This window comes from Paenibacillus glucanolyticus NBRC 15330 (genome assembly GCF_004000885.1).
Taxonomy (GTDB): Bacteria; Bacillota; Bacilli; order Paenibacillales; family Paenibacillaceae; genus Paenibacillus_AQ; species Paenibacillus_AQ glucanolyticus.
Window position 1 is genome coordinate 14,373 of record NZ_BIMC01000016.1, and the last position, 24,810, is coordinate 39,182.

Consider the following 24,810-nt stretch of genomic DNA (forward strand, 5'->3'; position numbering starts at 1 on the left):
AATGAACAAAATACGTGGCGAAAGCGAGTTTCCTATGACAGAAGAATGGAAATTAAACAAGTCCTCCGACATACCGCTGCATCAGCAGATCTACAATTACATGAAGAACAGAATTATGAACGGGGAATGGCCTGTCGGGACCCGGATTCCGACGCAGAGAGACCTTGCTGCCAAATTTGGGGTAAACCGAAGCACCATCGTTTATGCATTGGGCGAGCTTGCCGCGGACGGCTTGATTCAATCCAAGGTTGGACAAGGGACGGTCATCGCCAACAATACCTGGAGTTTATTAGCCGCCACGCCTCCGCCAGATTGGAATCAGTATGTGAAATCCGGCTCCTACCAGCCAAACATCCATATGATCCAGCAGATCAACCGTTCGGAAACCGATCCGGATATAATCCGGCTCGGTACAGGAGAGCTCTCGCCGGAGCTGCTTCCCACTGGCCAGATGCGGGAGATCTTCAGCGGCAGCATGGCCAGCAAACTCTCTTTGGGATATTCCGAGCCGAAGGGGAGCCTCTACTTAAGAGAAATCATTAGTGACTATCTGAAAAAGAAAGGAATTCATGCCACCCCGTCATCCATTCTGATCATCTCCGGTGGACTGCAGGGATTGCAGCTCATCTCATTAGGCTTGCTGCACCAGGGGTCCGCCATCTTTGTAGAGAACCCCTCTTATCTGAACTCGATTCATGTGTTTCAGTCTGCAGGCATGTTTCTGCATGGGATTCCTATGGATCAGCACGGCATTAGAACGGAATCGATCGGGAGACTTAAGCGCCAACACAATGCTGCCCTGCTCTACACGATTCCTACCTTTCATAATCCGACCGGAACGCTGATGTCTTCCAGGCGGCGAACGGAGCTGCTTCAAATATGTGCAAGGGAAAGGCTGCCCATCATAGAGGATGATGTGTGCGGGGATTTGTGGTTTGATGCTCCCTCTCCGCCGTCTCTGAAAGCGCTGGACCAGCAAGGGCTTGTGCTCTACATGGGAAGTATGTCCAAGACGCTTGGCCCCGGCCTTCGCATCGGCTGGATTGTGGGTCCCGAGCCGGTAATCGACCGGCTGTCCGATATCAAAATGCAAACCGACTACGGATCCAGCGCACTTTCCCAGCACGCAGTCGCCGAGTGGTTGTCGAGCGGGATGTATGAGTTGCATCTCATGCAGATCCGAGCGGAGCTCAGGAGTCGCAGAGATTTTACGCTCGATATTCTCAAGCAATATTTCCACGATATTGCCCAGTGGAACATACCGCAAGGCGGGTTCTACATCTGGCTTCACGTCACCAAACCTATCTCCATACGTCCTTTATTTGAACAAGCCCTGAAGGAGGGCATCCTGTTGAACCCCGGTAATATCTATGACCGCAGCGACCAGCAGCATCTTCGTCTTTCCTATGCCTATGCCTCCTGCAATCAACTGGAGAGCGGACTCATCAAGCTGGCCGAGCTTATCCGTCTCCATACATAACCATAAGAAAAGGCCCCCTTCCATGGTCATCAACCATGGGAGAAGGCCCTGTATTCACCTGAACGGATTCGTGATTGTGCCTGACGGCATATAGACCCCGCTGATCAGGGGCATGATCGGAATGATTGACGGAAACAGTGTATTAAACTGCTCCGGGGATTGCAGGATACCAACCATGAGCATAGATAAGGCTACGATCGTCAGCGTATAAATCACAACGACCATCAACAGCAAGCTGTAGCCGTCACCTAAATCGAACCCGAAGCCATAACGGAATATCATAAATACCACCATCATTTGCAAAATGCCTATCAAAGAGCTGTACACCAAGCACGCGTAAAGGGGGCATCTGTAAATACGATTGTACATGTTCACGAAACTGCGTTTCATCGGGTGCGGCAGCTGCCGCAGCCTGAAGCTGCAGTTCTCGATTATAGACTGTCCGGACGTGCTGTTCGGCCAGTTGGACAAACGGGTTATCCACGGCTGCAACGATTCTGTAATCGTTACGTATCAGCTTGACGGCGAGATCAGCTCGCCCCTCGCGTACCTTCGTCCTTGCGGCTTTTTCGTCCTGCATTCTGAATTCAAATAATTCAATCCACTTCGAATTCGATTCATCCGGCGTTTCATATTACGATATTCGCTGAGCAGCGTTTCATATCCGAACCGAAGACTCTTCATAACGGGCCCAGACGGTACGGAATAAAGCAAGCCCAATTGCGAGAGTAACCGAATATAGAACCAGGAACGGCGATGGAAAGCCGGGGTAGCCTAACAAATCCGGCATGATGGCGCCGACAACCAGAACGATACCAATGACGCAGGCCTGAATGGCCGGAAGCCGATAGGCCGCTTTTCCCGCAATAATGGAGAAAACCAGGAGAATATAGGGATTAAAAGCATCTGTGCGATCGGCCACAGCGAGGCAACGAGCAGTGTGACAAATAGCATTGCAGGCCTTGCCCGGCATAACAGCGCTATAAAATAAGCTGTGAAGAAAATAGAGCTGCTCCCCAATCTCCAAGGCAACGGGTCAGAATTAACATGTTGAACCTCAAGCAGGAAGGCACATACCCAGCTTGATATTAGAAATAAGAGCCATATCCAGAACGATCGCACATCATCCCCTCACTTTCGGCCAACGAGTTGAAGGCTTCTAGCAAAAAAACGGTTCCAATTTTTAGTTATATCATAGCACAGGAACATACATGCCTCTTGGTTAAATAGGTATCCTGGAAATGAAAAATCGCTCCTTTTATCATTGTGAAAAAACATACATACACCTCTAAACCCTTATAAATACTAGGATTTATGCTGTCTCCAGATTGGCTATTAAAGGCAAAAACCAGCCCGGAATTGTGACGAAACTGGTAACACTCGTGAATATTTGAACAAAGTATGAACTGCGCTTAACCCGCACCACTACAATGATTTGCCTCACACACCAATCCTTTTGTAACAAATTGAACACATAAAATTACACACATTGACACGAATATGGATTTATATGTAAATTATACAATTTTATGTGTTTTGCAAAGCCAATCAGAACTTTCTACTATAGATGTGTTAGAAACATTTGAACGAAGCCGTTTCAAGGAAAGGGGTACATCATGAACAAAAGAGGGCCGTTATTTGCATTGTTATTAAGCTTCACCTTGCTCTTATCGGGATGCAGCTCACTCACGGTATTGGATCCGAAAGGACCGGCTGCCAGAACCCTATCCGATACAATCATATTCTCCATTCTCATGATGGTCGGAATATTGGCCGTAGTTTATGCGCTTTATATCTTCATGCTCACCAAATATCGAGCGAAGAAATCCAACGAAGGTTACGAACCGCCACATGAAGAGGGCAATAAATGGCTGGAAATATTATGGACCGCCATTCCGATCCTGATTGTTGCCGTCCTCTCGGTTGTGACCGTCAAAACGACGGTGGCCGTAGAGAATGTGCCGGAAGGCTATGAAAACCAAGAGCCGCTAGTCATCTACGCTTCCTCTTCGAACTGGAAATGGCACTTCAGCTATCCGGAAGAAGGAATCGAAACGGTGAATTACGTTAACATTCCAACACATCGCCCGATTGAATTCCGTCTGTACTCATTCGGTACAATCTCAAGCTTCTGGATCCCTCAGCTTCATGGCCAGAAATATGCGATGAGCGACATGATTACGAAGCTTAACATGGTTGCCGACGAACCGGGCTCCATGATGGGCCGTAACGCGAACTTCAACGGCGAAGGCTTCGCACACATGGAGTTCGAGGCGCTTGCAATGTCTTCGACCGAGTATGACAAGTGGGTTCAAGATGTCACGGAAACTGCTCCTGAGCTGAAGGAAGATGAGTTTAAGAAGCTGCTGGAAACCGCGCATGTCGGTCGAATGAGCTTCTCCAACACGCACCTTGAATTCAGCCCGCCGCCTTCCGAAGATCATCACCATGGCGGTGATGTCAATGGCAATGAGGAGCATCAGGACCATAAAGACGTCCACCCGGATCCTGCTACAACGGAAGAAACGGAATTTGACAGCGAAACGAACGTGGATCCGAACGAGCCGCTGCCGAACTTCCCGGCTGAAGAAAGCCCAAATCATCAACATGATGGACATTAAATCGGTGAGTGAAACGTTGTTCACCCGATCTACTTCATACATCCAGAAAGGAGCTAGGCTCTTATGAAATGGGACGAATTTTTCGTTACCGGTGATCCGTTAATTTACGGCGCCATGGTGAGTATTGTTCTCGTCTCGCTTGCAATCCTCTTCGGCTTGACCTATTACAAGAAGTGGGGATATATGTGGCGGGAATGGCTGACCACCGTGGATCACAAAAAAATTGGCGTTATGTATATCATCTGTGCCTTGATCATGCTGTTCCGCGGCGGCGTTGACGCCTTGATGATGCGTGCGCAGACCGCTGCACCGGAAATGAAATTTCTGACGGGTCAGCACTATAATGAAGTATTTACAACTCACGGAGTCATTATGATTCTCTTTATGGCCATGCCGTTTATCTTCGGTCTGATGAATGTTATCATTCCGCTCCAGATCGGTGCCCGTGACGTAGCATTCCCTAAACTGAACGCAATCAGCTTCTGGCTATTCTTCGCCGGTGCGATGCTGTTCAACATCTCCTTTGTCATTGGAGGCTCGCCGGATGCCGGCTGGTCCGCCTATTTCCCGCTGGCCAGTATCGAGTTCAGTCCGACGGTTGGCAACAACTATTACTCTCTGGCGCTGCAGATATCAGGGATTGGTACGCTCCTTACAGGCGTTAACTTTATCGTAACGATCCTGAAGATGCGTGCACCAGGTATGACACTCATGCGCATGCCAATGTTCACATGGTCTGTGCTGATCACTTGTGTCATCATTATCTTTGCTTTCCCGGTACTTACGATTGCGCTATTGCTTATGATGTTCGACCGCGTGTTTGGTTCACAATTCTTCACGATGTCCAACGGCGGTATGGATATGCTCTGGGCCAACCTGTTCTGGGTATGGGGTCACCCTGAGGTATATATTGTTATTCTGCCTGCATTCGGGATATTCAGTGAGATTATATCGACCTTCTCCAAGAAGAACCTGTATGGTTACGGTTCCATGGTCTTCAGTATGGTTATCATCTCAGCTCTGTCCTTCCTGGTCTGGGCCCACCATTTCTATACGATGGGTCAAGGCGCCATGGTCAACGGCTTCTTCTCGATCACAACGATGGCGATTGCCGTGCCGACCGGGGTCAAAATATTCAACTGGCTCTTTACGCTGAGGAAAGGCCGAATAAGCTTTACGACACCGATGCTCTATTCACTGGCATTTATTCCGATCTTTACGATCGGCGGTGTTACCGGCGTTATGCTGGCGATGGCCAGTGCCGACTATCAGTATCATAATACGATGTTCCTGGTTGCCCACTTCCACTATGTGCTCATTCCAGGTGCCGTATTTGCCGTCATTGCCGGTTTCCATTACTGGTTCCCTAAAGTGTTCGGCTTCCGTCTGAATGAAAAACTTGGCAAAATTGCCTTCTGGTTCATTGCCATTTCGTTTAACGTTACCTTCTTCCCGATGTTCTTCCTGGGACTGATGGGTATGACTCGCCGGACGTACACGTACTCAGCTGAAACCGGCTTTGGCCCGCTGAATATGCTGTCGATGGTAGGTGCGGTCGGTCTGGCAATCGGATTTGTTATTCTCGTATATAACATCTACTGGAGTACACGTTACGAGCCGCGCGACAAAACAGGCGATCCATGGGATGCACGCGCTCTGGAATGGTCAACGCCAAGCCCGGTTCCTGTATATAACTTTGCTGTCACACCACAAGTAAAAGGCCGTGATGCCTACTGGTTCTCGAAGAAAAACAACGAACCGCTCTCAGATGAGAAAATCACGAAGATTCACATGCCTAGCAACACCGGAAAACCATTTATACTGGGTATTGCCTTCTTCTTCCTCGGCTTCTTCCTGGTATTCAGCTGGTGGATTCCATCCATCGTGGCTGGTGTCGCGGTGCTGATTATAATGGCTACCATGTCCTTTGACCGTGATCACGGATATTACATTCCGGTTGAAGAGATTGTTCAAACCGAACAGAAACTGCGGGGTGATACGGTATGAAAATAGATGCCACTCAGCCGCTGGAATATGGAACAGAGGAAAACCGCAATCGTATCTTCGGATTCTGGCTGTTCCTCGGAGCTGAAATTGCGCTCTTTGCTACCTTGTTTACCGTCTACTTCGTTCTCGTGAACCGCTTCGCCAGCGGTCCGAGCGGAGCGGAAATCTTTGAAATAACACCGGTTCTACTTGAGACCTTCCTGCTCTTAACGAGCAGCTTCACCATCGGATTGGCTGTTCATGCGATGCGTCTGGGTCTGAAAAAGCAGATGATGATCTTTATGGTCATCACCCTGCTGCTGGGTGCAGGATTCCTTGGTATCGAGATCTTTGAATTCTTCACTTATGTGCATGAAGGAGTTACACTCTCTACCAGCGCATTTGCGTCCAGCCTGTTTACACTGCTTGGGACTCACGGAGCTCACGTTACCTTTGGTCTCCTGTGGGGAACTGCCATTCTGATTCAACTTAAAAAGCATGGATTGGATCATTCCACAGCCAACAAGTCCTTTATCTTCTCGCTCTACTGGCACTTCCTGGACGTTGTGTGGATCTTCATATTCAGCTTTGTATACCTGAAAGGACTGATGTGACATGATTAAGCAGCTGTTTCCTATTAAGCATGTAGCGGGTTATATATCGTCTCTCGTCCTTTCAGCTGTTGCACTCGTGGTTCTGTTGGATATGCCGACAGCTTCGAAATTTGCCATCCTGCTGGTCACCGCGATACTGCAGGCTGCCGTTCAGCTCATGCTGTTCATGCACGTTGGCGAAAGTGATGACAAGAAATCCGTTTATATCAACATTGCGTTCGCTCTGTTTGTTGGACTTGTCACGATCTTCGGAACGCTCTTCATCTTCGTATGGGGATGGTATGCATAACAACCGGCAATAGCCGAGCTACAGATTAACCGATGAACGTATCGCATTGCGCGATCGCTTCATCCACATAGAAGGGGCCGTCCCAAAAGTCACTTGACTCCGGGAGGCCCCTTTGTGTGTTATAAGGACGCTGAGGAACGAAACATTCCTCCAATCGCTGTTGCCCCCGAATATCCTGAATTCATCTTTAAGGAAGGAATCGCTATGGGGCAGCGTTCTCCAGAATTTCATCGATCTCGCTCTGAAGTTTGGTCGTCAGGGTCTTCTCATCTCCAATAATCCAGGCATGATTATAGGGTGCTTCCATTGGCGAATTGTCATACGCTTGCTGTATTGACTCTACGTACTTCACGATGGAACGGGGAACCCCGTCACGCTCCGTATATAACAGCGGTGCATGTTTACCCATATGGGACAATGGCGCAGCCGCAATGGACAAGATAGGAGAATCCGGGATGGAGAAGGAGAGGCTGTAGCCCGGTGAGCGTATCCCCCATCCGAACCCCGTTCCGGGATCATGGTACTGTGCGAAGTGAATGGCATTCTCGTATGGATCATCCCCGGCGATTCGAATCACGTTGCCATATTGCCGGAGATTTTCCTCCACGCTGTGGGATACCACCTTCTCCGGTCCGATGATATAGATATGTGCCTGCCCATTTCGCTTCTGAAGCGCCTTCACCGTATCTTCAGGCACGTCCTTCTCACTGACAAACAGTAGTGTCTCCGGCATATGCGCAATCCAGCTTACCGCAGGCAGCGTATAATTCGGGCGCTCCATCGATCCAATGATGACGGAGGTTGGAACGGATCCCGTTACCTTTGCCGCGTATTCGTCAATAGCAGCTGCTGCTTCTGCCGGCTCCGTTGCATCTATGTGGTCGACCTTATAGTCGAGTCCGTTCAGATCCTTCATAACCTTTTCCGATATCGGGCCGACCGTGATAATGTCAATCCCTTTGTTATTCTCCGCTCCCCTTGGCTTCAAGCGGCGCAGCTCCTCCAGCGTTTCCTTGGGAATCCCCTCCTCTTCCACAAACAACAGCGGCCCCTGGCTCAGCTGAGTCAGATCGGCACTGACAGCGGCTATGGGCCACTGGGCCGAATCCACCAGAATAACGCTCTGCGGGCGACTGTGCTCATTCGTGGACAGCCACAGCGTTTTGGAGGTCAGTACCGCCGCACTTACTGGATCAGACGTATTCAATCGGATGGTATTCTTAGTAGCTGACCAAGGCACAGGGGTATCCTTCAGCAGCTCTTTGCTGTGAACAGCGGATGGAATCGAGGGCTCCGAATGATTCACAGTCTGACTCCAAGCGAGAATGCCTGCCGTAAGAAGGGCAAGGGCCCAGCCGGCGATCATTTTCTTCACCGTACATTCCTCCTGTCTGCACACAACGTAACACGCATGCATCTCTGCTATCCTTCATGCGGATTTAGGGGTCACATATCTTCCATTAACTTCTCTTCATCCAAATCCGGCGGCAAACCAGGACGTTCATGGGAACGGTTCCGCATCCATTGTTCTTTCAGCATCTTCACAAACACATCGTCCCGGGATAGCCAGACACCATACTGGCGCTTCATGTGCCGCTCTGCCTCGTCAAACGAACGGAATGTAAACGGCAGCGGATCGCCGTTCCACTCCACCACCCATTCTCCTGCGCGGGCATATACAAACAGCATATCCTCGCCCCAGCTTTCGTACAGAACACCGGACTCGGTACCTTTAATGTTGAACTGATTCCGTGAGGCATCTAAACGGATCGGTTCAAGTTCAAACGGATCGGCCGCAAACAGCTGATATACTTCCTCCGTTATTGTGCATCCCGATGCTTTAGCATGACCTCCGCCGCCGTACCGAATTGCAATTTCGGATACATCCACATGATCATGAATCGTCCGCAGGCTCATTTTCCTCCCGCCCATATTCAATATGGCGATATAATCAAGATGAGGATAGACGGATCCCAGCTCACTGGCAAGCTCAGAATGATAGGACTCGGCGTATACGATACCTACGCAGTATTCATCAACGAAGGTTTGAATAATTTCACGCTGCTTGCGGCGGATATAACGCTCGATTTTATCCTCTTCCATGTCCAGAATTTTCTCTTCAAATTCATCGAAGAAAAAGCCCTCCGATTCACGAAGACGCTGGATCATCTTGCTCTCAAACTCGTCAACGGCCAGCATGTAGAACAGATCATTCAACCGTTTTGCCTGAATCTTCTGATGTTCTTCCCATTCCCATGTATCATAGAGCCGGACTAGCTCCACGAATTGATCCATCCCTTCGCTCCTGCTCAGATGTCCATGCTCAATCAAATATTCATAAAATAATGAGGTTGCCGAGGCCGCTCTACCGTCTCGATGCGTCACAACCACCTGTCCCCATATGTAATCATTCAAATGAAGGGCAGTTTTATGGTGATCGATAAGCTGAACCTGTCCTCCTTCTTCCACAAACACGTTTAATTCCTTCTCGATGTCGGGAGCAACCGATAAATCCGTAATAAACAGCACGTCGTACGGATGCTCCTGAACGGAGGTCCGGTTTAAATACCTTGCGACTTGCTGATTCAATCCGTGAATGGTGTTATATCGGACATCGATTCCTTCGCCGAAGGCGCATTTGGCTATGATGCCGCAGCCGATGCCATCCAGATCATTATGGCTGTACAGATGATACATAGGTGATTTCCTCCCTAGAAGGTGGAATGGACAAGCGGTACATACCTTTCACCCCTACGGTTCCCTAAAATCTTCCGTTTTATCCCCCTGCTGCTGTTCTGAACCATCAGAATTGGACAAAAAAAGAAGAAGGGGACAGAGCACCACTTCTTCTTGAATATATAAGAGACTATGCCTGGTGAACAGGTCTTGGTCCTTTGGATGCCATAACCTCATGCTCTTTTCCTTACGCAGCATAACAAAAAAATCCGATCAGCAAGAGTCTGCCGATCGAATTTTTTTTCAATTCATAGATGCACGTTGCAGGGAATTGCAAGCCGTGCAATCCTCCTGCAAATAGAATATTGAAGTAAAGCCCGCCTTCTTGAGCTTGCGCGCCGCCAGAAAGCCGGCTGAGCGCTTCGGTGTTACGATGACTACGGAATCATCTGGTTTAAGTTCCTGATCCCAAACATAAGACAGTCTTCCAAGGGAGATGTTAATGGTCTCTTTCCACGGATTTGCCATAAACTCGGATACATCGCGAACATCGAGCAATTTGAGTTCAGGGCATTCCTTTTGTGCAAGACGAAGATCGCTGCACTTCATGAACCGCAAGCCTGTTATAGGTACATACCTCCGGTAGTATAGAACGAATAGGAAAACCATAAAGACGGCTAATGCGATCAGCACGTAGCATTCCCCCATCAAAGTCATGTGCATCATCTTGATGCATGGTGGGTGAAACCCAACAAAATCTGAAAATCTTACCCCCACGGGTATATAGTATGTGCTGCCTGAATAAAAGTCAATACATGATTACAATGCACACTCTTCTATTTCAAAACCCAAGTCTTCAATCAATCCCCAGTCTGCCGTATGAGCCTGCCCTTCTGTCGTCAAATAATCACCGATGAATATAGAATTCGCTGCATAAAGACCGAGCGGCTGCAAGGAGCGCAGATTAACCTCGCGCCCGCCCGCGATCCGGATCTCCTTCGTCGGATTAACAAATCTCATCATAGCTAGAATCTTTAAACACATCATGGGTGTCAGTTCCTTGCGTCCTTCAAGGGGAGTCCCGTCGATTGCGTTCAGAAAATTGCACGGGATGGAATCCGCCCCGAGCGATTTTAGAGCAAACGCAATCTCCACCCGTTCTTCCAGGCTCTCTCCCATTCCAAAAATGGCTCCCGAGCATGGGGACATGCCGGAAGTGCTTGCCTGCTTCACCGTGTTCAGTCGATCATCATATGTATGCGTGGTTGTAATATGTTCATAGTTATCTTTAGAAGTATTCAGATTATGATTATATCGATGCACCCCGGCATCCGCAAGCTTCTGAGCATGCACCTCATTCAAAAAGCCCAGGCAGCAGCAGACCTTCAGACTGGTCGTCTGTGTAATCTCCTTCACCGCTTCAATGACATGCTCAATCTCCCGGTTGGAAGGACGGCGCCCAGAAGCAACGATGCAATAGGTTCCGGCCTTTCGGCGAATCGATTCACGGGCACCTTCAAGAATCTTTTCTTTGGTAAGCCATGCGTACTTTTCAATCGGCGCTTCTGATACGATGGACTGGGAGCAGTATCCGCAATCTTCAGGGCACAGACCGGATTTGGCATTCACAATCATATTCAGCTTAACCTTATTGCCATAGTACTCCCGCCGGATGCGATACGCAGCCTGCATAACAGACAGCAGTTCCTGATCCTCGCTCTGCAGAATAGCACGCGCTTCCTCCGGAGTAACTTCGTATCCTTGTATAACTTGATCAGATAATTTCAGCCAATCACGATGAATTTGAGTAATCATATGATTAGGCCCCCTCTCCGTTTTCATTGTCAACCAAAAATTATTAATTATAGGTTAACAATATGAGTAATAATATCACAGATCCCGGAACACAACAATCAAGATGGAAGCCTCTCCTCATGTAAAAAAAGGACTGCTTCGCCAGCCCGTCACAGGGCTGATGAAACAATCCTCTACCTCGTTATCCATTCTGATTCGTATCAGGGTGCCCGCTTAGGCAGCATCTTCACATACTCATCAGACAGCTTCATTAAGTGGAGAATATAATCATAATCGCTGCGGTAAGGCGTAATATCCGCAACCGGCTCCAGCGTTTTCAAAGAAACCGCCGTTCCATCCTCAAATCCATCCCCGGGTACAAACAGGATCTCATTGTTGAAGAAAGATCCCGTTGGCAAATAGTAACGCATGCCAATCACGTTGCGATCTACATTCAGCAAGTCCTGCCCGAAGGCTGTAAAGCCCTCTTGATCAAGCGATATGCCCAGCAGGTTCGCCACGGTTGGCAGAATATCGACTTGTCCGCCTACCTGATCTATGACCTGACCTTCATCCATGCCGGGAACATGCATGATAAGCGGGATGTTAAACCGGCTGACCCGCTCATGGTAAGGAATACCCAGCGTTGAAGAAATGAGATTGGCATCCGCTTCAGCCGGATTGATACCGAAGTGATCCCCATACACAACCAGCACGGTGTCATCCCACACTCCATTTTGCTGCAGACGGTCAACCAGCGTTCCCAGCGCATAATCGGAGTAGTTCACCGACTTCAGGTAATTGCCAAGATGAGTTCCTTCCAGCTCTGCAGGCAGCGTCATCTTCGCGAATTCATCCTTGACGTTGTATGGAGAATGATTCGACACCGTAATGTAGTGGGCATATGTCGGCTTGTTCTGCTGCTCATTCTCCAGCAGCTTCTCGACCCCTACGCGGAACAACTCTTCATCCGAAGGCCCGAATTCATTATAATAATCATTCGTGAAATAGGGCTTGTCATAGTAATGCTGAAAATCAAGTGCCGGATACATTTTGCTTCGATCCCAGAACTTCACGTCATTCACATGAAAAGTGCCGGTATCATACCCATGCTCGTTCAGGGTCCTTGGCAGTCCCGGCAGCTCCTTGTTCCCGAACCCGGTAGACATCGCCGTCGTACCCGTCGGATAAATCGAAGTATTCACTGCAAATTCGGCGTCTGATGTATTGCCTTGTCCAATCTGCTGAAAGACATGCGGGAAATAAAAGCCGCTATCGACAAGCTGATTCATTACCGGCGTCAGCTCTTGCCCGTTCAGAGATTGACCAATCGGGAAGTTCTGAAGAGACTCCATCTGAACGATGATCAGATTTTTACCCTTGGCCGCACCGAAATAATCCGGCTTGTCCTTCACCTGCTTAACGTATGGATAGGTCGCTTGCAGCTGTTGGGCTCTCAGTATAGTATCCTGCAAGTTCCCTTCCGCCAGCGCACGATTCTCCTGTGAGTTCCGCACAACAGCGGACACCTGGTAATTCATGAATCCCATTTGCTCTGCTCGAACGATTTCATTCTCGATTCCCCATTCCTTTCGAATGATGAATCCGGACAACACGACCGCTATGATAAGGACAGCGACCATTGAAAGTCGCCATTTCCTACCTAGTCCCCGCGAAGCATATAATGCCGAGTAAGAACGTTCTCCACCGAAATGCAGTCCTCTTCTTGCACGTGAACGGACTTTTTTGACCGCCCATATGATCAAGAGCACGACCAAATCCAGAAAGAACAGAAAGTGCTCCGGCTCAAGCAGCGCTGTTATGCTGGCTCTTACCTGGTTCACCTGACCAATGCCCGCGAGCGCGGTATACGTTGGTATGGAACCAAAGTGAACGTTGTAAACAGCGGAAGCAAACATCATGAAAGACAGGACCACATTCAGGACGATGTATACCGTTTTCTTGCCTCTTAGCGGCAGAATCAGCTCCACTAAGCTGATCAGTGCCAGCACTGACAGCGCATCGGTAAGCACCTTCCCCCAGGCAACCCCGTTAAATAGAAATACCCTTAGCAGGATCAGCTTCAATAAGAGCGTTATAAACACGAGTGTACTTAACTTCAACCTTTGCTCAAGGCTACGTTCCATGCTGCATTCCCTCTTTTTGTAAATGTAATGTTAATTGACAGCTTTCATTATAACAGGAATGTAAACGCCAATCTAATCCGCCCATTCCTCGGCTACCCCCGTCAATTGTCCAATGCATGAATCCCCAGTGTCACGTAGGATAAAGCATCCCAATCAAAAGGCTGGAGGTATAATCCATGAAGATGGTTGTGACCGGCGGAGCGGGCTTTATCGGCTCTCATCTGGTGAATGGACTCGTGAACCAAGGCTATGAGGTCCATGTTATTGATAATCTGACAACCGGAGACCCAGGTCGCCTTCATAGCGAGGCAATTTTGCATGTGGCCGACGTGAACAGTCAGCAGACAACAGCGTATATCTCCGTGCTTAAACCGGACGTCGTATTTCATCTGGCGGCCCAGGCCGATGTGCAGCGATCGATCAAAGAGCCTCCGCTGGATGCGGATGCCAATATCATGGGCACCATAAACATACTTGAAGCTTGCCGTAAGGCAGGCGTACGTAAAATTGTATTTGCTTCAACTTCAGGCGTATATGGGGATTTGGAGAAACCTCAACTGACAGAGGATGATCCGGTCTCTCCCATCTCATTCTACGCACAATCGAAGATTACAGGCGAACAGTATATTCGTCTCTATCACCAATTCTTCGGACTGAAGTACACCATCCTTCGGTTTGGGAATGTCTACGGTCCAGGCCAGACCGCTAAGGGTGAAGGCGGCGTAGTGGCGGTATTTGGAAATCGTCTTCGCCAAGGCATTCCCCTTCAGATCTATGGCGACGGTCAGCAAACCCGGGATTTCATTTATGTAAAAGATGTCGTGGAAGCCAATCTCGCTTCCATCCATCAAGGCGATCAGCATGTGCTCCATGTAAGCACTGGCAGCGGCCGTACCATCAACACGCTTGTCGATGTCATCGGCAGGTTGCATCCTGATCCTATCGATGTAAATTATATGCCTGCAAAGAACGGGGACATTCTGCACAGCTGCCTCAACAACGACAGGACCCGGGAGCTCTTGGCGTGGAATCCGTTATATAGTCTGGAACAAGGGATTGCAGAAACCTACCGTCACTGGCTGCGTACATCCTAGGGCAGCAAGCGACTTTTGCATTCATACGAAAAACAGCCTTATTCCCTTGCAAGCAGGGGCAATTAGGCTGTTTTTCGTGCATTTTTGGCGCATGCGGCTTGAAGGATCACATGCCAATCGATTGAAGCAGACCCGCAAAATGGATCGCATAGCTATGCGGGTTGAAATTCTGTTCGACGTGTCCCTTGGCATGACTTCGAATCTGTTCGCGCAGGGAACGATCATTCATTAGCACCAGCGCTTCGGCAACAGCATGCTGAATATCTCCCAGCACATAGAACTTGCCTGTCGAATTGTGATACACCGATGTCGATACCCCATCCGAATCGGTTGTCAGCACCGGACAGCGGCAGCTCATCGCTTCAAGAACCGAATACGGCGCGCCTTCCACCTTCGAGGTGCAGCATAGAAATCCGCCGGAATCGCCAATGACGGAATAATAGTAGGGCATCTCTGCATGCGGTACGTTGGATCGAAGAGTTAACCGATCCGACAGGTCCAACTCTTCGATAAGCGAGAGAAACTGTTCACGCTCTAGCGGCTGGCTGAGTTGAATATCCTCGAACATCCACATTTGCAGATCCGGTACATGCTGTTTAAGCTGATGACCGATATGAAGAAATTCGCGCCAGTTCTTGTTATCCTCAATCCGCCCTAGCCATGCCATAATTGGGCTTGCAGACCTTGGATAGGGTCTGTACGTGAACTCCTGGCTGTCAAAACAATTGTTGAAATTAAATTGCGGCTTATGCGGATACAGCTCCTGGAATAACGCAGCAATATGAGGGGTGTTGGGATTCAGCAGCGCAGCGGCATGCTCGTTGACGTACGGCGCTGCCTGTGTAAGTTGTGCGTGGGCAACACTCTTAGGTCCATAACCCTGGATTTCCAGCACGAATTTCCCTTTGAAGCCCAGCATTCGAAGCCGCGGGAAGCTCGCATGATCTGTTGTCACGACAATGACGTCAAAGTCGTTGGAATCCAGAATATGCTTGATTTCAATATCATTGCGGGTTACATAGATCGGGAAATCAGCGGCATTCTGCATGCCAGATCCCCAGGCATAATACAGACAATGCGCCTCGATCCCGGCAAGTCGAAGTGCACGGCATCGCTGTCTGTTTAATGTTTCAACGCCCCCGCTTGGCACGTAGTAGACGAACAGCACCTTCATGTCGTACCCCTCCCCATTATTCGATGGCTTGAAAATCAGAATTTGAGTAGACGGCTACAAGCTGTCCCTGGTTCTTGGCATGGACGGTAATCAGCGTGGAGTGAGTGTAGTTAATGTTGGTCACGAGCAGCAGGCTGAATGCGGTATTATGGTTCGTGATATTGGGCACAAAGACCGTCGAACCTGCCCCGACATGAACGAGGCCAACATAATAGACCCCGTATAGGTGATATCCGTGAATAAGGACATCAAATTCTTCTGCCCCTGCATTGGTTATCGTGAGATCCACGGACTGTATATATCGCGCATCAATATGGCCGTACTCCACTGCATCTAAACGATAGATGGACATTTCATTCCCTCCCAGGCAATTGCAGCATCATTAATATCAGGTTATGTAACTACTTCTGATCAGGTAAGGGCATATCCATAGTGACGATCATCCAATTGTGTATTTCTTGACTCCACGGTCCAAGCCGCTTCTTACGGATTCGCATTTAATAGTATGTGGAAGTGATCCGAAAGAAAGGGACGGTGACAATAGATGTTGAGCCTGCAGGATATCAAGGGACCCTATCATGCCATATTCAGTCTGGGAAATAATTGTTTGCCGGGCATTGAGTTAAGAGAACACGGGCTGCGAAAATTTGCCGGGCCAATCGATTGGATGGGCACCCCGGTGCTGCCCCAAATTTCAAGGATGCTTCGCAACCGGTTTCAAGGCATGCTGGTTTATCCGAACCTCCACACGGTTAGCCAGGCCAATGATGAGCTGTACAATGTATGGGATCGAGAGTACGATCTATATCTGAATCATGATTTTCACGTGGTTAACAACTTCCCTCCCCATCTGGCAGCTTATCCTGAGATCAAGGTAAAATATGACCGGAGGATCGCCAGATTTCTGCAGACACTGGAAAGCGGAGGTCGAATCCTCTTTATTCGGACCGATTCCAGCTATGAAGATATCAAGGAGCTGGTAGATTCCCTGAAGCAGATCTGTGTCGGGCCTTTTCATGTGCTTGCTGTCAATCATGAGCCCGTGAAAGAGATCGAAATGGCGGACTGGAACATAGAGCATGTGTGTGCTGTGAAAATGCCGGATATTGATATTTGGATCAGCAACCGTTATCGCTGGACCTATTTGTTCCAAGGCATGTATTTGACCTAAATGAATGAAACTTCGATATGGATGTCGAGCCAGCTCAAGTACAGCTAAATGGCAGGCCAAGATAATCCCTTGGCCTGCCATTTTACATCAGGATTTAAATGTACGTTACGGGCTCATCCGGCAGCTTGTAATCTTTCGGCAGCGATTGAAGAATCCGATTCCATACCGCATAGTCGACCAGAATCTCCGGATTTGAGATCTGGTTGACAAAAATTCGGTTGTACAAATCGCTCATCACGGAAAATGCTTGCTGATTCATGGGCTCCCCCTTTTCATACAGATGATTTCTGAGCTATAGCACCGTAATATACGTTCAGCGTCCTTTGGACCATCAGATCCATGGACCAATGATCTTGAGCGAATGCCTTCGCATTCTGACCAAGAAATTTTCGGTAATCCTCCCGCTCCAACAGCAGACTCAGCTGTTTTGCCGTACTTACCGCATCCCCAACCGGTGCGATCAAACCTGTGTAACCGTGAGTCACCATTTCCGGCAACCCTCCGGCCGTGGATACAACGCTTGGCAGACCTGCCATTTGTGCTTCCATGACCGAGAAGGGCTGGTTATCCTGAATGCAAGTGTGTGCAAAAATATCCGCTTGCGCCAGTAAGCCGGGGACATTGTTGTGCTCGCCAAGAAAAAACACGTCATGCTGCAGTGAGGCTCTTACCGTCTGCTCCTCCAGTTGCTCCCGCATACCGCCATCCCCGACGATCCAGCAAACCCAATCGCTTCGCATCTGCTTCAGAACGGCCAGGGAATCGAGCAGGACATGGACCCCCTTCACGTATACCAATCGGGCAGGACAGATAATCACCTTCTTGCCCGGCGGCCGCCGTAGTGGTGTTCCGGCATTATATTTTGCTTGAAAGGCCGCAGCATCGAGCCCATACTGAAACACCGTAATTCGATGGTCGGGTACACCGCAATCGGTCATGAGAATGTTCTTGGACCAATGGTTGGCTGCAATGGTCAGATCCGAAGACATGGCAGCATGATATTCAAGCGCAGGAAAATAGCGCCACGCCGGGCTTCTTTCATCGACACCTTTCGAGGGGTTGTTGCGGAAGTGATCCATCATTTCTCGCGCCACAGAGCCATGTACGTGGGATACGAGCGGTGTCCGCCCCGGTTTCACCCGGCCCAAGGAACGTGTCGAGAAGCTATCCTGTGTATGGATAATATCGTACTGCTGCAGCCCGAAATAAGCAGCAGCCAGCTCCATGCAATAACGCTCAAGCTCGTAATGGCGGATTGCATAATGCTGATTCAATCCCGGAGCCGTTTGCGAGTTAAGCTTCGACTCCAGCATAGGAAGCAATGCTTCCTTGGCCAGTTCCTTCCCCCGATTGACAATATGGATTTTTTTGTAATCCGGACTGTTACCGAGCAGATCCACTTCATGACCTAATTGTTCCAAACGGTTCTTGAGCTGTTCCATGAAGTTCCATACTCCGCCGACATGAGGGATTAACCAGTGAGTTGCTAGCAGTATTTTCATGGTATCCCCCATTAACCGCCATGCTGAGCCAAGTGCTCAAGTACGTGACGATAATTATTTTTTACCATCTCATATTCCCGGGCAATCGTTGCTTTATGCCGAATGGTGCCCATCTGGGAATGCACACGGTACATCGTAAGCATATCTGGCAGAAATCCGAACGAAGCCCCGTTCATCAACAGCCGAATCCAGAGATCGTAATCATGTGTGTAGGGAAGCTGCGCATTGAACAGCCCTACCCTGTGAAGCCGGTCTTTCTTCATAATGACGGTGCATCCATTAATCGGATTGGAATAGACCAGTTGACGGGCCAAATCCGCATTGTTCGCCATTGGAATCCCCTCGTACGGTCTTGTCACCCGATTGTGCTCATTAATGACTGAGAAACCAGTGAAACTGATGTCGAGACCCCTGCTCAGCATAAACGCCATCTGTCTTTCAATCTTCTGAGGAACAAAACGATCATCCGAACTGAGCCAGGCGATATATTGGCCCGAAGCATGCAAAATGGCATGATTCAATGCGCTGGCTGTACCGCCATTACTCTTGCCCATATAGTAGACTCTGTTCTTATAGGGTGCGATCAGATTGGAATATTGCGTTGACCCATCATCCACCACAATGATTTCCACAGCAGGGTACGTTTGTTGTACCGCACTTTCCAAAGCTTGCTGTATATACTGGCAGTTATAGAAAGGTATGACTATCGTAACCGTCGGCATCATCCCCTGTCTCCTCCTTCTGCCTATCTTGATATGTGATCTCAATACACATCATGGGTTAGTACACCATATGCATTGTTTACGCATTCCGCACGGACCCCTGTCCCCTGACATTTGACCAAATAACAGGCAGAAGGCACATGAAGCAGGGAAATTTGACAACCAAAATAAGCTGTCCCCCGCCGGTTGGCTAGAGAGCAGCTTATAAACCATGCTTCACTTAATTCAAATCAATATGCGCAGCCCAATCAAAGTCAGAATACCCACAATGACCGTAGCAAACAGACTTTTCGTTAGAAAAGCTGTAAGGAAGGCGGGAACAGCCGCAATCAGCTCAAGCAAGTGACCGGCAGGGTCGACACGCCCGTCCGATACGAGCAGTTCCTGGGCCAACAGGGCGCCCATGACTGCGATTGGCACATGATCCAGCCATCTTATCATCATATCCGGAATCCGCAGCTTGCTGAGAATCATAAGCGGCAGAACTCTTGGAATAAGGGTAACCACCGCACAGCCGATAATCAGAGCTGAAATATGCCATCTTATTTCCATCGTTCCATCACCATCCCCGCTGTAGCCGCAACCAGGATAGCGGCAATGACTGCTGCGCTTCCCGGCATCATCGTGCTGAAGGCCACTACTGCAATGACCGCAATGATAACGACCATGAAGTCCAATTTATATTTTTTGCGGCTGAGCCATTGCAGTGCCAGCAGCCCGATAAACATACCCGGCAAAGCAAAATCCAGACCAAACTGCTCCGGGTCCGGTATCCACTCGCCGACGAGCCCCCCTGCAACGTTAGCCGCACACCAGAACAGATAGGCTGTAATATTTAAGCCCACCATCCATTGATAACCCAGTCTTTTCTGCTCGGTCGCCTTGGCGGCAGCAACACCGAATGTCTCGTCAGTCAGCAGGGAGCCGATAAAGAAACTCTTTCCGGTGGAGAGACCTTTAAAGTACGGGGCGATCGCTGCGCTTAACAGCAGATGCCTGGCATTCACGAAGAAAATCGTGATGATGATCGAGATCACCGGGCTTGCTGCCGCCAGCATTCCTGCCGCGATAAATTGACCGGAGCCGGCATAGAGCAGGAGCGAGATTAACGCGATTTCGAGCAGGCTGAAGCCTGCAGTCCGCTCAACTACACCTGCAGCAAAGCCTATGCTCAAATAGCCTAGCAGGGTAGGAATACAATCCTTAAAGCCTTGAAGATACGAATTTCCCTCCATATGCGAAGGAAGCTGTTCTGACTTGGTGTCCATCTTGGTCCGATTCCTCTCTTACTCTCCGATTCTACTTTTAATTACTATGAATACATCCTCCTTCCTTGTCAACGCCAAATATGCCATTTACCCATTAAAAAAGCGCCCCGGAAGTGCAACAAATCTTCCGGAACGCACAATGTGATGATTGAATTTTCAAGCGGTCAAGGCTTCAAAATGATTTTAATACAGCCATCCTTCCGCTCATTGAAGATGTCATAGCCATGGGCAGCCTTTTCCATCGGAAACCGGTGCGTGATGATATCCGAAGGATCGACCGTCCCCTCCTTCAGTATTTGATACAGCTTGGGCATATAATGAATGACGGGCGCCAGTCCCATTTTTAACGTAATATTCCTTTCGAACAGCTCGCCGAGCGGAAATGCATTATAGACAAGCCCATATACGCCGGTCAGCTGGATCGTCCCGAACTTGCGAACCATCCTGACAGCCATGTTGAAAGCTCCAAGAGAGCCGCCCTGCAGCCTGAGCATGCTGCCCAGCATTTCGATAGGGGTTCTTTTGGCATCCAGCCCCACACAATCAATGACAACATCGGCTCCACCATGTGTGATTTCTCTAATATATTCTTCAATTTCGGGTATTTTTTCGAAATTATAGGTTTCCACCTGGTTAGTTCGTTTTGCATGCGCCAGCCTGTAATCTACATGATCAATTGCAATGACCCGTTTCGCTCCCTTTAACCAAGCAAACTTTTGCGTTAACAGCCCGATCGGACCGCAGCCTAGAACAACCACCGTGTCGCCAGGCTTGACTCCCCCGTTCTCTACACTCCAGATGGCTGTTGGCAGCGCATCGGAGAGCATGAGCAATTTTTCATCCTCCATATCGGCATCCTCCGGAATAATAAAGGGCATAAAATTTCCGTATGGAACACGCATCAGCTCCGCTTGGGCTCCCTGGAAACCGCCGTATGCATCACTATATCCAAAAAAACCTCCGGTATCCTTGGCATCATTAGCATAGTCGCACTGGCTCTCCATCTGATTCTGGCAGAACAAGCATTTGCCGCAAGAGATGATAAAGGGAATAATGACACGGTCCCCAACCTTGACTCTGTTTACCTCAGGGCCAGCTTCCACCACAACTCCCATGGGCTCATGGCCGATAATGTAATCATCATGAAGCTGCTTCATCTCACCGTTATATAAATGCAGGTCAGAACCGCAGATAGCTGTCGTTGTGACTCGGATCAGTATATCGTCGCTGCGGTGCAGGGCCGGATCCTTCATCTCTTTCACTTTGATACGATGTCTGCCTTGATAGGTGACTGCTTTCACGCACATATGCTCCTTTACAATCCAAAATCCATTTCTTACAGGATTTGGGGTTATTGATATGTTCAGTGTGCGCTAATTGCGGGCTAACTACTCGGCCATAGAAAAAATTAATCTAGCTCTATCCGAGCCCTTCGGGTTGTACCTCCACAGGCCCCTTTTTCGGTTTTCCGACCTTCAGGAACAACACCAGCCCTAACAGTACAAGGGCACCCCCTCCTGCCTGCAGGGTGCTCATCGATTCATTCAACAGAAGGAAAGCGAGCAAACTCGCCCCCACAGGCTCACCCAGAACGCTCATCGATACGGTTGAGGCCGAGGCATATTTCATAAGCCAATTAAACAACAGATGACCGAATACGGTCGGCACGACTGCCAATAGAGCAAATATTCCCCACTCACGCGCCGAATACCCTGCCAGCGGAATATGCATGCCCACGTTATAGACAGCCAGAATTACAGCAGCTACCACAAAAACAAGCCAGCTGTACAGAAAGGACGGAAGCCGTCTGAGCAGCAATTGCCCAAGCAGCATATGTGCAGCAACGGCTGCCGTTCCCAGCAAAGACATCACATCACCGGTCAAATGCCCCGCACTCCCGCTGAGTCCGCTGCTGCCAATGAGCAGGAACACCCCAAGGAACGCGATAGCCATGCCACCGATTGCGGCGAGTGATGTTTTTTCCTTAAACCAGAAGTAGGCACCAATCATCACGAATACGGGCTGCAGAGCCAGGATGATGGTAGAGCTTGCAACGCTTGTCCATGTTAAAGAGCCCATCCATAACAAAAAGTGCAATGCCAGCATGGCTCCTGACAGGATTAGCAGCAGCACTTCAGAGCGCTTCAATGACTTCGCAGCGGGCAGATATTTTCCCGCAAACGGCAGCATGATCAGAACGGTAATAACGAGTCTGTACATGGCTTGAACAGAGACCGGACTGCTGGACCATTTCACAAAAATGGATGAGAAAGATATCGCGATAATGCCGATAAATAAAGGAATAAATACGGGAATAGGCGGTTTCTCTGAATTCATGATGGTTAAATGATTCACCTTTCGTGTTATATTAGAGAAATGATTTTAAAATTAAAACTTTCGGAAAAGGAAAATTAGCATGAAAAAGAAAGACCTGCGCAATCAAATGACCCCGCCCAAGTTTCTGGCGATCGGCTTTGCATCGATCACGCTGGTGGGGACGATCCTGCTAAAGCTTCCCATCGCCACAGCTGACGGGACCTCCACACCACTGATTGATGCGCTCTTCACAGCGGTTTCCGCCATCAGCGTGACCGGATTAACCGTTGTGGATACGGGAACCCATTGGTCCGTTTTTGGACAAATTGTCATGCTCATGCTAGTTCAGCTGGGCGGATTAGGCTTTATGACCTCTGCCACCTGGATTGCATTGATGTTCAATCGCAGAATCTCGCTGCGGGAACGCATCATTCTTCAGGAAGCGATGGGACAATACCAAATTCAAGGCATTGTGGACCTCATTCGAAGAGTCCTCGTATATACGCTGATTATAGAGGGCATAGGCGCTCTGCTGCTGACATTCAGGTTCTCTGCCATCATGCCGCTCTCCGATGCAGCTTACTTTGGCACATTCCAAAGCATATCCATATTCAACAATGCTGGCTTTGATCTGTTTGGCCAAATCCATGGGCCATTCTCCGGGTTTGCCACTTATGTAGAGGATCCTTATGTCAATATTATCATTGCTGTCTTGATTTTCCTTGGGGGAATCGGCTTCATTGTTATCTTTGATCTTATCGAGTACCCGAAAACCAAAAAAATATCGCTTCACTCCAAGGTTGTTCTGACGGTGACCTCTCTGCTGATCGTCATTGGAGCTGTCATGATCTTTCTATTGGAGCACAGCAATCCCAAGACATTAGGCCCGCTCTCGTACCCGGTCAAGATTATGGCCTCCATCTTCCAATCGATTACCCCGCGTTCCGGCGGCGTCAGCACCCTGGACATCGCGAGTCTGGAGCAGTCGTCACAGTTCTTCATGATCCTCCTGATGTTCATCGGGGCTGCGCCTGGATCCACAGGAGGCGGGATCAAGGTGACGACCTTCGCGGTCCTGATTGGTGCAGTGGTTACCATGATCCAGGGAAAACGTGATGTTGTTCTCTACCGCAACAGAATCTCGCAATCCCTGGTCTACCGCTCCATTACGCTAACGATACTGTCACTGCTGCTGTTGGTAGGAGCTTCCATGTTTCTATCCGTGACGGAATCCGGTGAATTCTTAAGAATTCTGTTCGAAGCCGTCTCCGCCTTCGGAACAGCCGGCTTATCCATGGGTCTCACAACCGAATTGTCGCCGATTGGCAAGATCACTATCGCCTTGCTGATGTTCCTGGGCCGTCTCGGTCCGCTTACGCTGGCTTACGCGCTTAGCCGCAAAAGCAACAAAGAACTGTACCGTCACCCGGAGGGCCGGATTACGATCGGCTAAACCGTGTGCATTCCCTCTTCTTGCCGGCACATATAAACAAACCGTACGCTCCCTCATCTGCCGGGAGTGCACGGTTTGTTTCATTTTCATCTCATGTTGAGTAGTATCCGATTGAACCGGCTCTTATTCTCCGAACTCGCTGGCATCGATCGCAGCATCCAGCAAATCATCAAACAACTCGTCATCGGTTTCGATCCGCTCATCAAGCTGCATAAACTGCTCCTCGATTCCCGGCTCGCCTGCGAAATTCAGGCTGTAATCCCAGTCCCGGCCGTTCTTGCTCAGGAATGTAATCTCGTACGATGCTGCATGTCCATCTATAGAAAATACGGTATACCCCACGAATTGATTGCTCTCATCCCGTTTCATATCCGCACGCTCGATTCGGACTTGTGACACGTTTCCACTCTCCTTCGTTTCGTTGTGAACAACTCACAACACTCAGTATATCACTTTTAATTGCCGCTGATTATTGTTTTTCTTATGCAACTTGATCTAGTATA

The 24,810-nt window shown here is 49.1% G+C and carries 26 protein-coding genes; 9 read left to right on the forward strand and 17 right to left on the reverse strand.

The annotated features are described in order from the left end of the window. Positions 1-34: 34 nt before the first annotated feature. Positions 35-1,480, forward strand: coding sequence for a MocR-like pyridoxine biosynthesis transcription factor PdxR (gene pdxR, locus PGL02S_RS20360; RefSeq protein WP_036638175.1), 1,446 nt, complete (start codon positions 35-37; stop codon positions 1,478-1,480). Positions 1,481-1,534: 54 nt separating this feature from the next. On the opposite strand, the gene PGL02S_RS28310 is transcribed toward pdxR, so the two are convergent. Beyond that, the gene (locus PGL02S_RS28310; RefSeq protein WP_107338753.1) at positions 1,535-1,870 is read right to left on the reverse strand and encodes an ABC transporter permease; all 336 of its coding nucleotides are present in this window, start codon (positions 1,868-1,870) and stop codon (positions 1,535-1,537) included. On the opposite strand from PGL02S_RS28310, the gene PGL02S_RS28315 reads away from it, so the two are divergent. Then, positions 1,848-2,075, forward strand: a complete 228-nt coding sequence (locus PGL02S_RS28315) for a hypothetical protein (protein ID WP_036638170.1) — start codon at positions 1,848-1,850, stop codon at positions 2,073-2,075. The genes PGL02S_RS28310 and PGL02S_RS28315 overlap by 23 nt on opposite strands. Positions 2,076-2,138: 63 nt before the next feature. On the opposite strand, the gene PGL02S_RS20370 is transcribed toward PGL02S_RS28315, so the two are convergent. After that, complete coding sequence (locus PGL02S_RS20370; protein WP_127502942.1) at positions 2,139-2,402, reverse strand: hypothetical protein; 264 nt, start codon at positions 2,400-2,402, stop codon at positions 2,139-2,141. Positions 2,403-3,096: 694 nt separating this feature from the next. On the opposite strand from PGL02S_RS20370, the gene qoxA reads away from it, so the two are divergent. The 4 genes from qoxA to qoxD all read left to right on the forward strand — a co-directional run bounded on the left by qoxA (position 3,097) and on the right by qoxD (position 6,990). Then, positions 3,097-4,101, forward strand: coding sequence for a cytochrome aa3 quinol oxidase subunit II (gene qoxA, locus PGL02S_RS20375; protein ID WP_036638167.1), 1,005 nt, complete (start codon positions 3,097-3,099; stop codon positions 4,099-4,101). Positions 4,102-4,164: 63 nt separating this feature from the next. Further along, positions 4,165-6,108, forward strand: coding sequence for a cytochrome aa3 quinol oxidase subunit I (gene qoxB, locus PGL02S_RS20380; protein ID WP_006209803.1), 1,944 nt, complete (start codon positions 4,165-4,167; stop codon positions 6,106-6,108). After that, a complete protein-coding gene (qoxC, locus tag PGL02S_RS20385) occupies positions 6,105-6,701 on the forward strand; it encodes a cytochrome aa3 quinol oxidase subunit III (RefSeq protein ID WP_006209802.1) in 597 nt (198 codons plus the stop codon). Before qoxB ends, qoxC begins: the two co-directional genes overlap by 4 nt. Position 6,702: 1 nt before the next feature. Continuing rightward, positions 6,703-6,990: a cytochrome aa3 quinol oxidase subunit IV gene (qoxD, locus tag PGL02S_RS20390; protein WP_006209801.1), complete on the forward strand. Its 288-nt coding sequence runs from the start codon at positions 6,703-6,705 to the stop codon at positions 6,988-6,990. A gap of 202 nt (positions 6,991-7,192) precedes the next feature. Here qoxD and PGL02S_RS20395 read toward each other — a convergent pair whose 3' ends face one another. From PGL02S_RS20395 to PGL02S_RS20415, 5 genes are all read right to left on the reverse strand, one after another. After that, the gene (locus tag PGL02S_RS20395; RefSeq protein ID WP_228029937.1) at positions 7,193-8,356 is read right to left on the reverse strand and encodes a cell wall-binding repeat-containing protein; all 1,164 of its coding nucleotides are present in this window, start codon (positions 8,354-8,356) and stop codon (positions 7,193-7,195) included. 80 nt (positions 8,357-8,436) lie between these two features. Then, a complete protein-coding gene (locus PGL02S_RS20400; RefSeq protein ID WP_036638163.1) occupies positions 8,437-9,687 on the reverse strand; it encodes a DHH family phosphoesterase in 1,251 nt (416 codons plus the stop codon). A gap of 282 nt (positions 9,688-9,969) precedes the next feature. Continuing rightward, a complete protein-coding gene (locus PGL02S_RS20405) occupies positions 9,970-10,359 on the reverse strand; it encodes a rhodanese-like domain-containing protein (protein ID WP_036638162.1) in 390 nt (129 codons plus the stop codon). A 126-nt stretch (positions 10,360-10,485) separates the two neighbouring features. Next, positions 10,486-11,481 carry a biotin synthase BioB gene (bioB, locus tag PGL02S_RS20410; RefSeq protein ID WP_036638160.1) on the reverse strand — a complete coding sequence of 332 codons (996 nt, stop codon included), beginning with the start codon at positions 11,479-11,481 and terminating at the stop codon, positions 10,486-10,488. Between the two features lie 200 nt (positions 11,482-11,681). Beyond that, positions 11,682-13,607 carry an LTA synthase family protein gene (locus tag PGL02S_RS20415; RefSeq protein WP_036638158.1) on the reverse strand — a complete coding sequence of 642 codons (1,926 nt, stop codon included), beginning with the start codon at positions 13,605-13,607 and terminating at the stop codon, positions 11,682-11,684. Between the two features lie 176 nt (positions 13,608-13,783). Here PGL02S_RS20415 and PGL02S_RS20420 point away from each other — a divergent pair, with 176 nt between their 5' ends. Further along, complete coding sequence (locus PGL02S_RS20420) at positions 13,784-14,701, forward strand: NAD-dependent epimerase/dehydratase family protein (RefSeq protein ID WP_036638156.1); 918 nt, start codon at positions 13,784-13,786, stop codon at positions 14,699-14,701. Between the two features lie 106 nt (positions 14,702-14,807). Here PGL02S_RS20420 and PGL02S_RS20425 read toward each other — a convergent pair whose 3' ends face one another. Together PGL02S_RS20425 and PGL02S_RS20430 are read right to left on the reverse strand one after the other, a co-directional pair. After that, positions 14,808-15,875, reverse strand: a complete 1,068-nt coding sequence (locus PGL02S_RS20425) for a glycosyltransferase family 4 protein (RefSeq protein WP_036638154.1) — start codon at positions 15,873-15,875, stop codon at positions 14,808-14,810. 16 nt (positions 15,876-15,891) lie between these two features. Next, complete coding sequence (locus PGL02S_RS20430; RefSeq protein WP_006209790.1) at positions 15,892-16,227, reverse strand: hypothetical protein; 336 nt, start codon at positions 16,225-16,227, stop codon at positions 15,892-15,894. 192 nt (positions 16,228-16,419) lie between these two features. Here PGL02S_RS20430 and PGL02S_RS20435 point away from each other — a divergent pair, with 192 nt between their 5' ends. Then, complete coding sequence (locus PGL02S_RS20435; protein ID WP_036638153.1) at positions 16,420-17,046, forward strand: DUF1796 family putative cysteine peptidase; 627 nt, start codon at positions 16,420-16,422, stop codon at positions 17,044-17,046. A gap of 94 nt (positions 17,047-17,140) precedes the next feature. On the opposite strand, the gene PGL02S_RS28320 is transcribed toward PGL02S_RS20435, so the two are convergent. The 7 genes from PGL02S_RS28320 to PGL02S_RS20465 all read right to left on the reverse strand — a co-directional run bounded on the left by PGL02S_RS28320 (position 17,141) and on the right by PGL02S_RS20465 (position 22,875). Further along, positions 17,141-17,305: a hypothetical protein gene (locus PGL02S_RS28320; protein WP_164481453.1), complete on the reverse strand. Its 165-nt coding sequence runs from the start codon at positions 17,303-17,305 to the stop codon at positions 17,141-17,143. A gap of 13 nt (positions 17,306-17,318) precedes the next feature. Then, positions 17,319-18,548, reverse strand: a complete 1,230-nt coding sequence (locus tag PGL02S_RS20440; protein WP_036638225.1) for a glycosyltransferase family 4 protein — start codon at positions 18,546-18,548, stop codon at positions 17,319-17,321. Between the two features lie 11 nt (positions 18,549-18,559). Then, positions 18,560-19,273 carry a glycosyltransferase family 2 protein gene (locus PGL02S_RS20445; protein ID WP_036638150.1) on the reverse strand — a complete coding sequence of 238 codons (714 nt, stop codon included), beginning with the start codon at positions 19,271-19,273 and terminating at the stop codon, positions 18,560-18,562. Positions 19,274-19,495: 222 nt separating this feature from the next. Then, a complete protein-coding gene (locus PGL02S_RS20450; RefSeq protein ID WP_036638148.1) occupies positions 19,496-19,822 on the reverse strand; it encodes an AzlD domain-containing protein in 327 nt (108 codons plus the stop codon). Next, complete coding sequence (locus PGL02S_RS20455; RefSeq protein WP_006209785.1) at positions 19,813-20,538, reverse strand: AzlC family ABC transporter permease; 726 nt, start codon at positions 20,536-20,538, stop codon at positions 19,813-19,815. The genes PGL02S_RS20450 and PGL02S_RS20455 overlap by 10 nt, the downstream gene beginning before the upstream one ends. Before the next feature lie 164 nt (positions 20,539-20,702). After that, entirely contained in the window at positions 20,703-21,839 is a 1,137-nt protein-coding gene (locus tag PGL02S_RS20460) for a zinc-dependent alcohol dehydrogenase (RefSeq protein WP_036638146.1), read from the reverse strand. A gap of 118 nt (positions 21,840-21,957) precedes the next feature. After that, positions 21,958-22,875 (reverse strand): DMT family transporter, encoded by a 918-nt coding sequence (locus tag PGL02S_RS20465; RefSeq protein WP_036638143.1) that lies wholly within the window; start codon positions 22,873-22,875, stop codon positions 21,958-21,960. 79 nt (positions 22,876-22,954) lie between these two features. Between PGL02S_RS20465 and PGL02S_RS20470 the strand changes: the two genes are divergently transcribed. After that, positions 22,955-24,307, forward strand: coding sequence for a TrkH family potassium uptake protein (locus tag PGL02S_RS20470; protein WP_036638141.1), 1,353 nt, complete (start codon positions 22,955-22,957; stop codon positions 24,305-24,307). A 123-nt stretch (positions 24,308-24,430) separates the two neighbouring features. On the opposite strand, the gene PGL02S_RS20475 is transcribed toward PGL02S_RS20470, so the two are convergent. Beyond that, positions 24,431-24,706, reverse strand: coding sequence for a hypothetical protein (locus PGL02S_RS20475; protein WP_006209782.1), 276 nt, complete (start codon positions 24,704-24,706; stop codon positions 24,431-24,433). Positions 24,707-24,810 lie beyond the last annotated feature (104 nt).

Coding starts and splice junctions, on each gene's coding strand:
- pdxR (WP_036638175.1), top strand. CDS start 35: ATGACAGAAGAATGGAAATTAAACAAGTCCTCCGACATACCGCTGCAT.
- PGL02S_RS28315 (WP_036638170.1), top strand. CDS start 1,848: ATGTTCACGAAACTGCGTTTCATCGGGTGCGGCAGCTGCCGCAGCCTG.
- PGL02S_RS28310 (WP_107338753.1), bottom strand. CDS start 1,870: ATGAAACGCAGTTTCGTGAACATGTACAATCGTATTTACAGATGCCCC.
- qoxA (WP_036638167.1), top strand. CDS start 3,097: ATGAACAAAAGAGGGCCGTTATTTGCATTGTTATTAAGCTTCACCTTG.
- qoxB (WP_006209803.1), top strand. CDS start 4,165: ATGAAATGGGACGAATTTTTCGTTACCGGTGATCCGTTAATTTACGGC.
- qoxC (WP_006209802.1), top strand. CDS start 6,105: ATGAAAATAGATGCCACTCAGCCGCTGGAATATGGAACAGAGGAAAAC.
- qoxD (WP_006209801.1), top strand. CDS start 6,703: ATGATTAAGCAGCTGTTTCCTATTAAGCATGTAGCGGGTTATATATCG.
- PGL02S_RS20395 (WP_228029937.1), bottom strand. CDS start 8,356: ATGATCGCCGGCTGGGCCCTTGCCCTTCTTACGGCAGGCATTCTCGCT.
- PGL02S_RS20400 (WP_036638163.1), bottom strand. CDS start 9,687: ATGTATCATCTGTACAGCCATAATGATCTGGATGGCATCGGCTGCGGC.
- bioB (WP_036638160.1), bottom strand. CDS start 11,481: ATGATTACTCAAATTCATCGTGATTGGCTGAAATTATCTGATCAAGTT.
- PGL02S_RS20415 (WP_036638158.1), bottom strand. CDS start 13,607: ATGGAACGTAGCCTTGAGCAAAGGTTGAAGTTAAGTACACTCGTGTTT.
- PGL02S_RS20420 (WP_036638156.1), top strand. CDS start 13,784: ATGAAGATGGTTGTGACCGGCGGAGCGGGCTTTATCGGCTCTCATCTG.
- PGL02S_RS20425 (WP_036638154.1), bottom strand. CDS start 15,875: ATGAAGGTGCTGTTCGTCTACTACGTGCCAAGCGGGGGCGTTGAAACA.
- PGL02S_RS20430 (WP_006209790.1), bottom strand. CDS start 16,227: ATGTCCATCTATCGTTTAGATGCAGTGGAGTACGGCCATATTGATGCG.
- PGL02S_RS20435 (WP_036638153.1), top strand. CDS start 16,420: ATGTTGAGCCTGCAGGATATCAAGGGACCCTATCATGCCATATTCAGT.
- PGL02S_RS28320 (WP_164481453.1), bottom strand. CDS start 17,305: ATGAATCAGCAAGCATTTTCCGTGATGAGCGATTTGTACAACCGAATT.
- PGL02S_RS20440 (WP_036638225.1), bottom strand. CDS start 18,548: ATGAAAATACTGCTAGCAACTCACTGGTTAATCCCTCATGTCGGCGGA.
- PGL02S_RS20445 (WP_036638150.1), bottom strand. CDS start 19,273: ATGATGCCGACGGTTACGATAGTCATACCTTTCTATAACTGCCAGTAT.
- PGL02S_RS20450 (WP_036638148.1), bottom strand. CDS start 19,822: ATGGAAATAAGATGGCATATTTCAGCTCTGATTATCGGCTGTGCGGTG.
- PGL02S_RS20455 (WP_006209785.1), bottom strand. CDS start 20,538: ATGGACACCAAGTCAGAACAGCTTCCTTCGCATATGGAGGGAAATTCG.
- PGL02S_RS20465 (WP_036638143.1), bottom strand. CDS start 22,875: ATGAATTCAGAGAAACCGCCTATTCCCGTATTTATTCCTTTATTTATC.
- PGL02S_RS20470 (WP_036638141.1), top strand. CDS start 22,955: ATGAAAAAGAAAGACCTGCGCAATCAAATGACCCCGCCCAAGTTTCTG.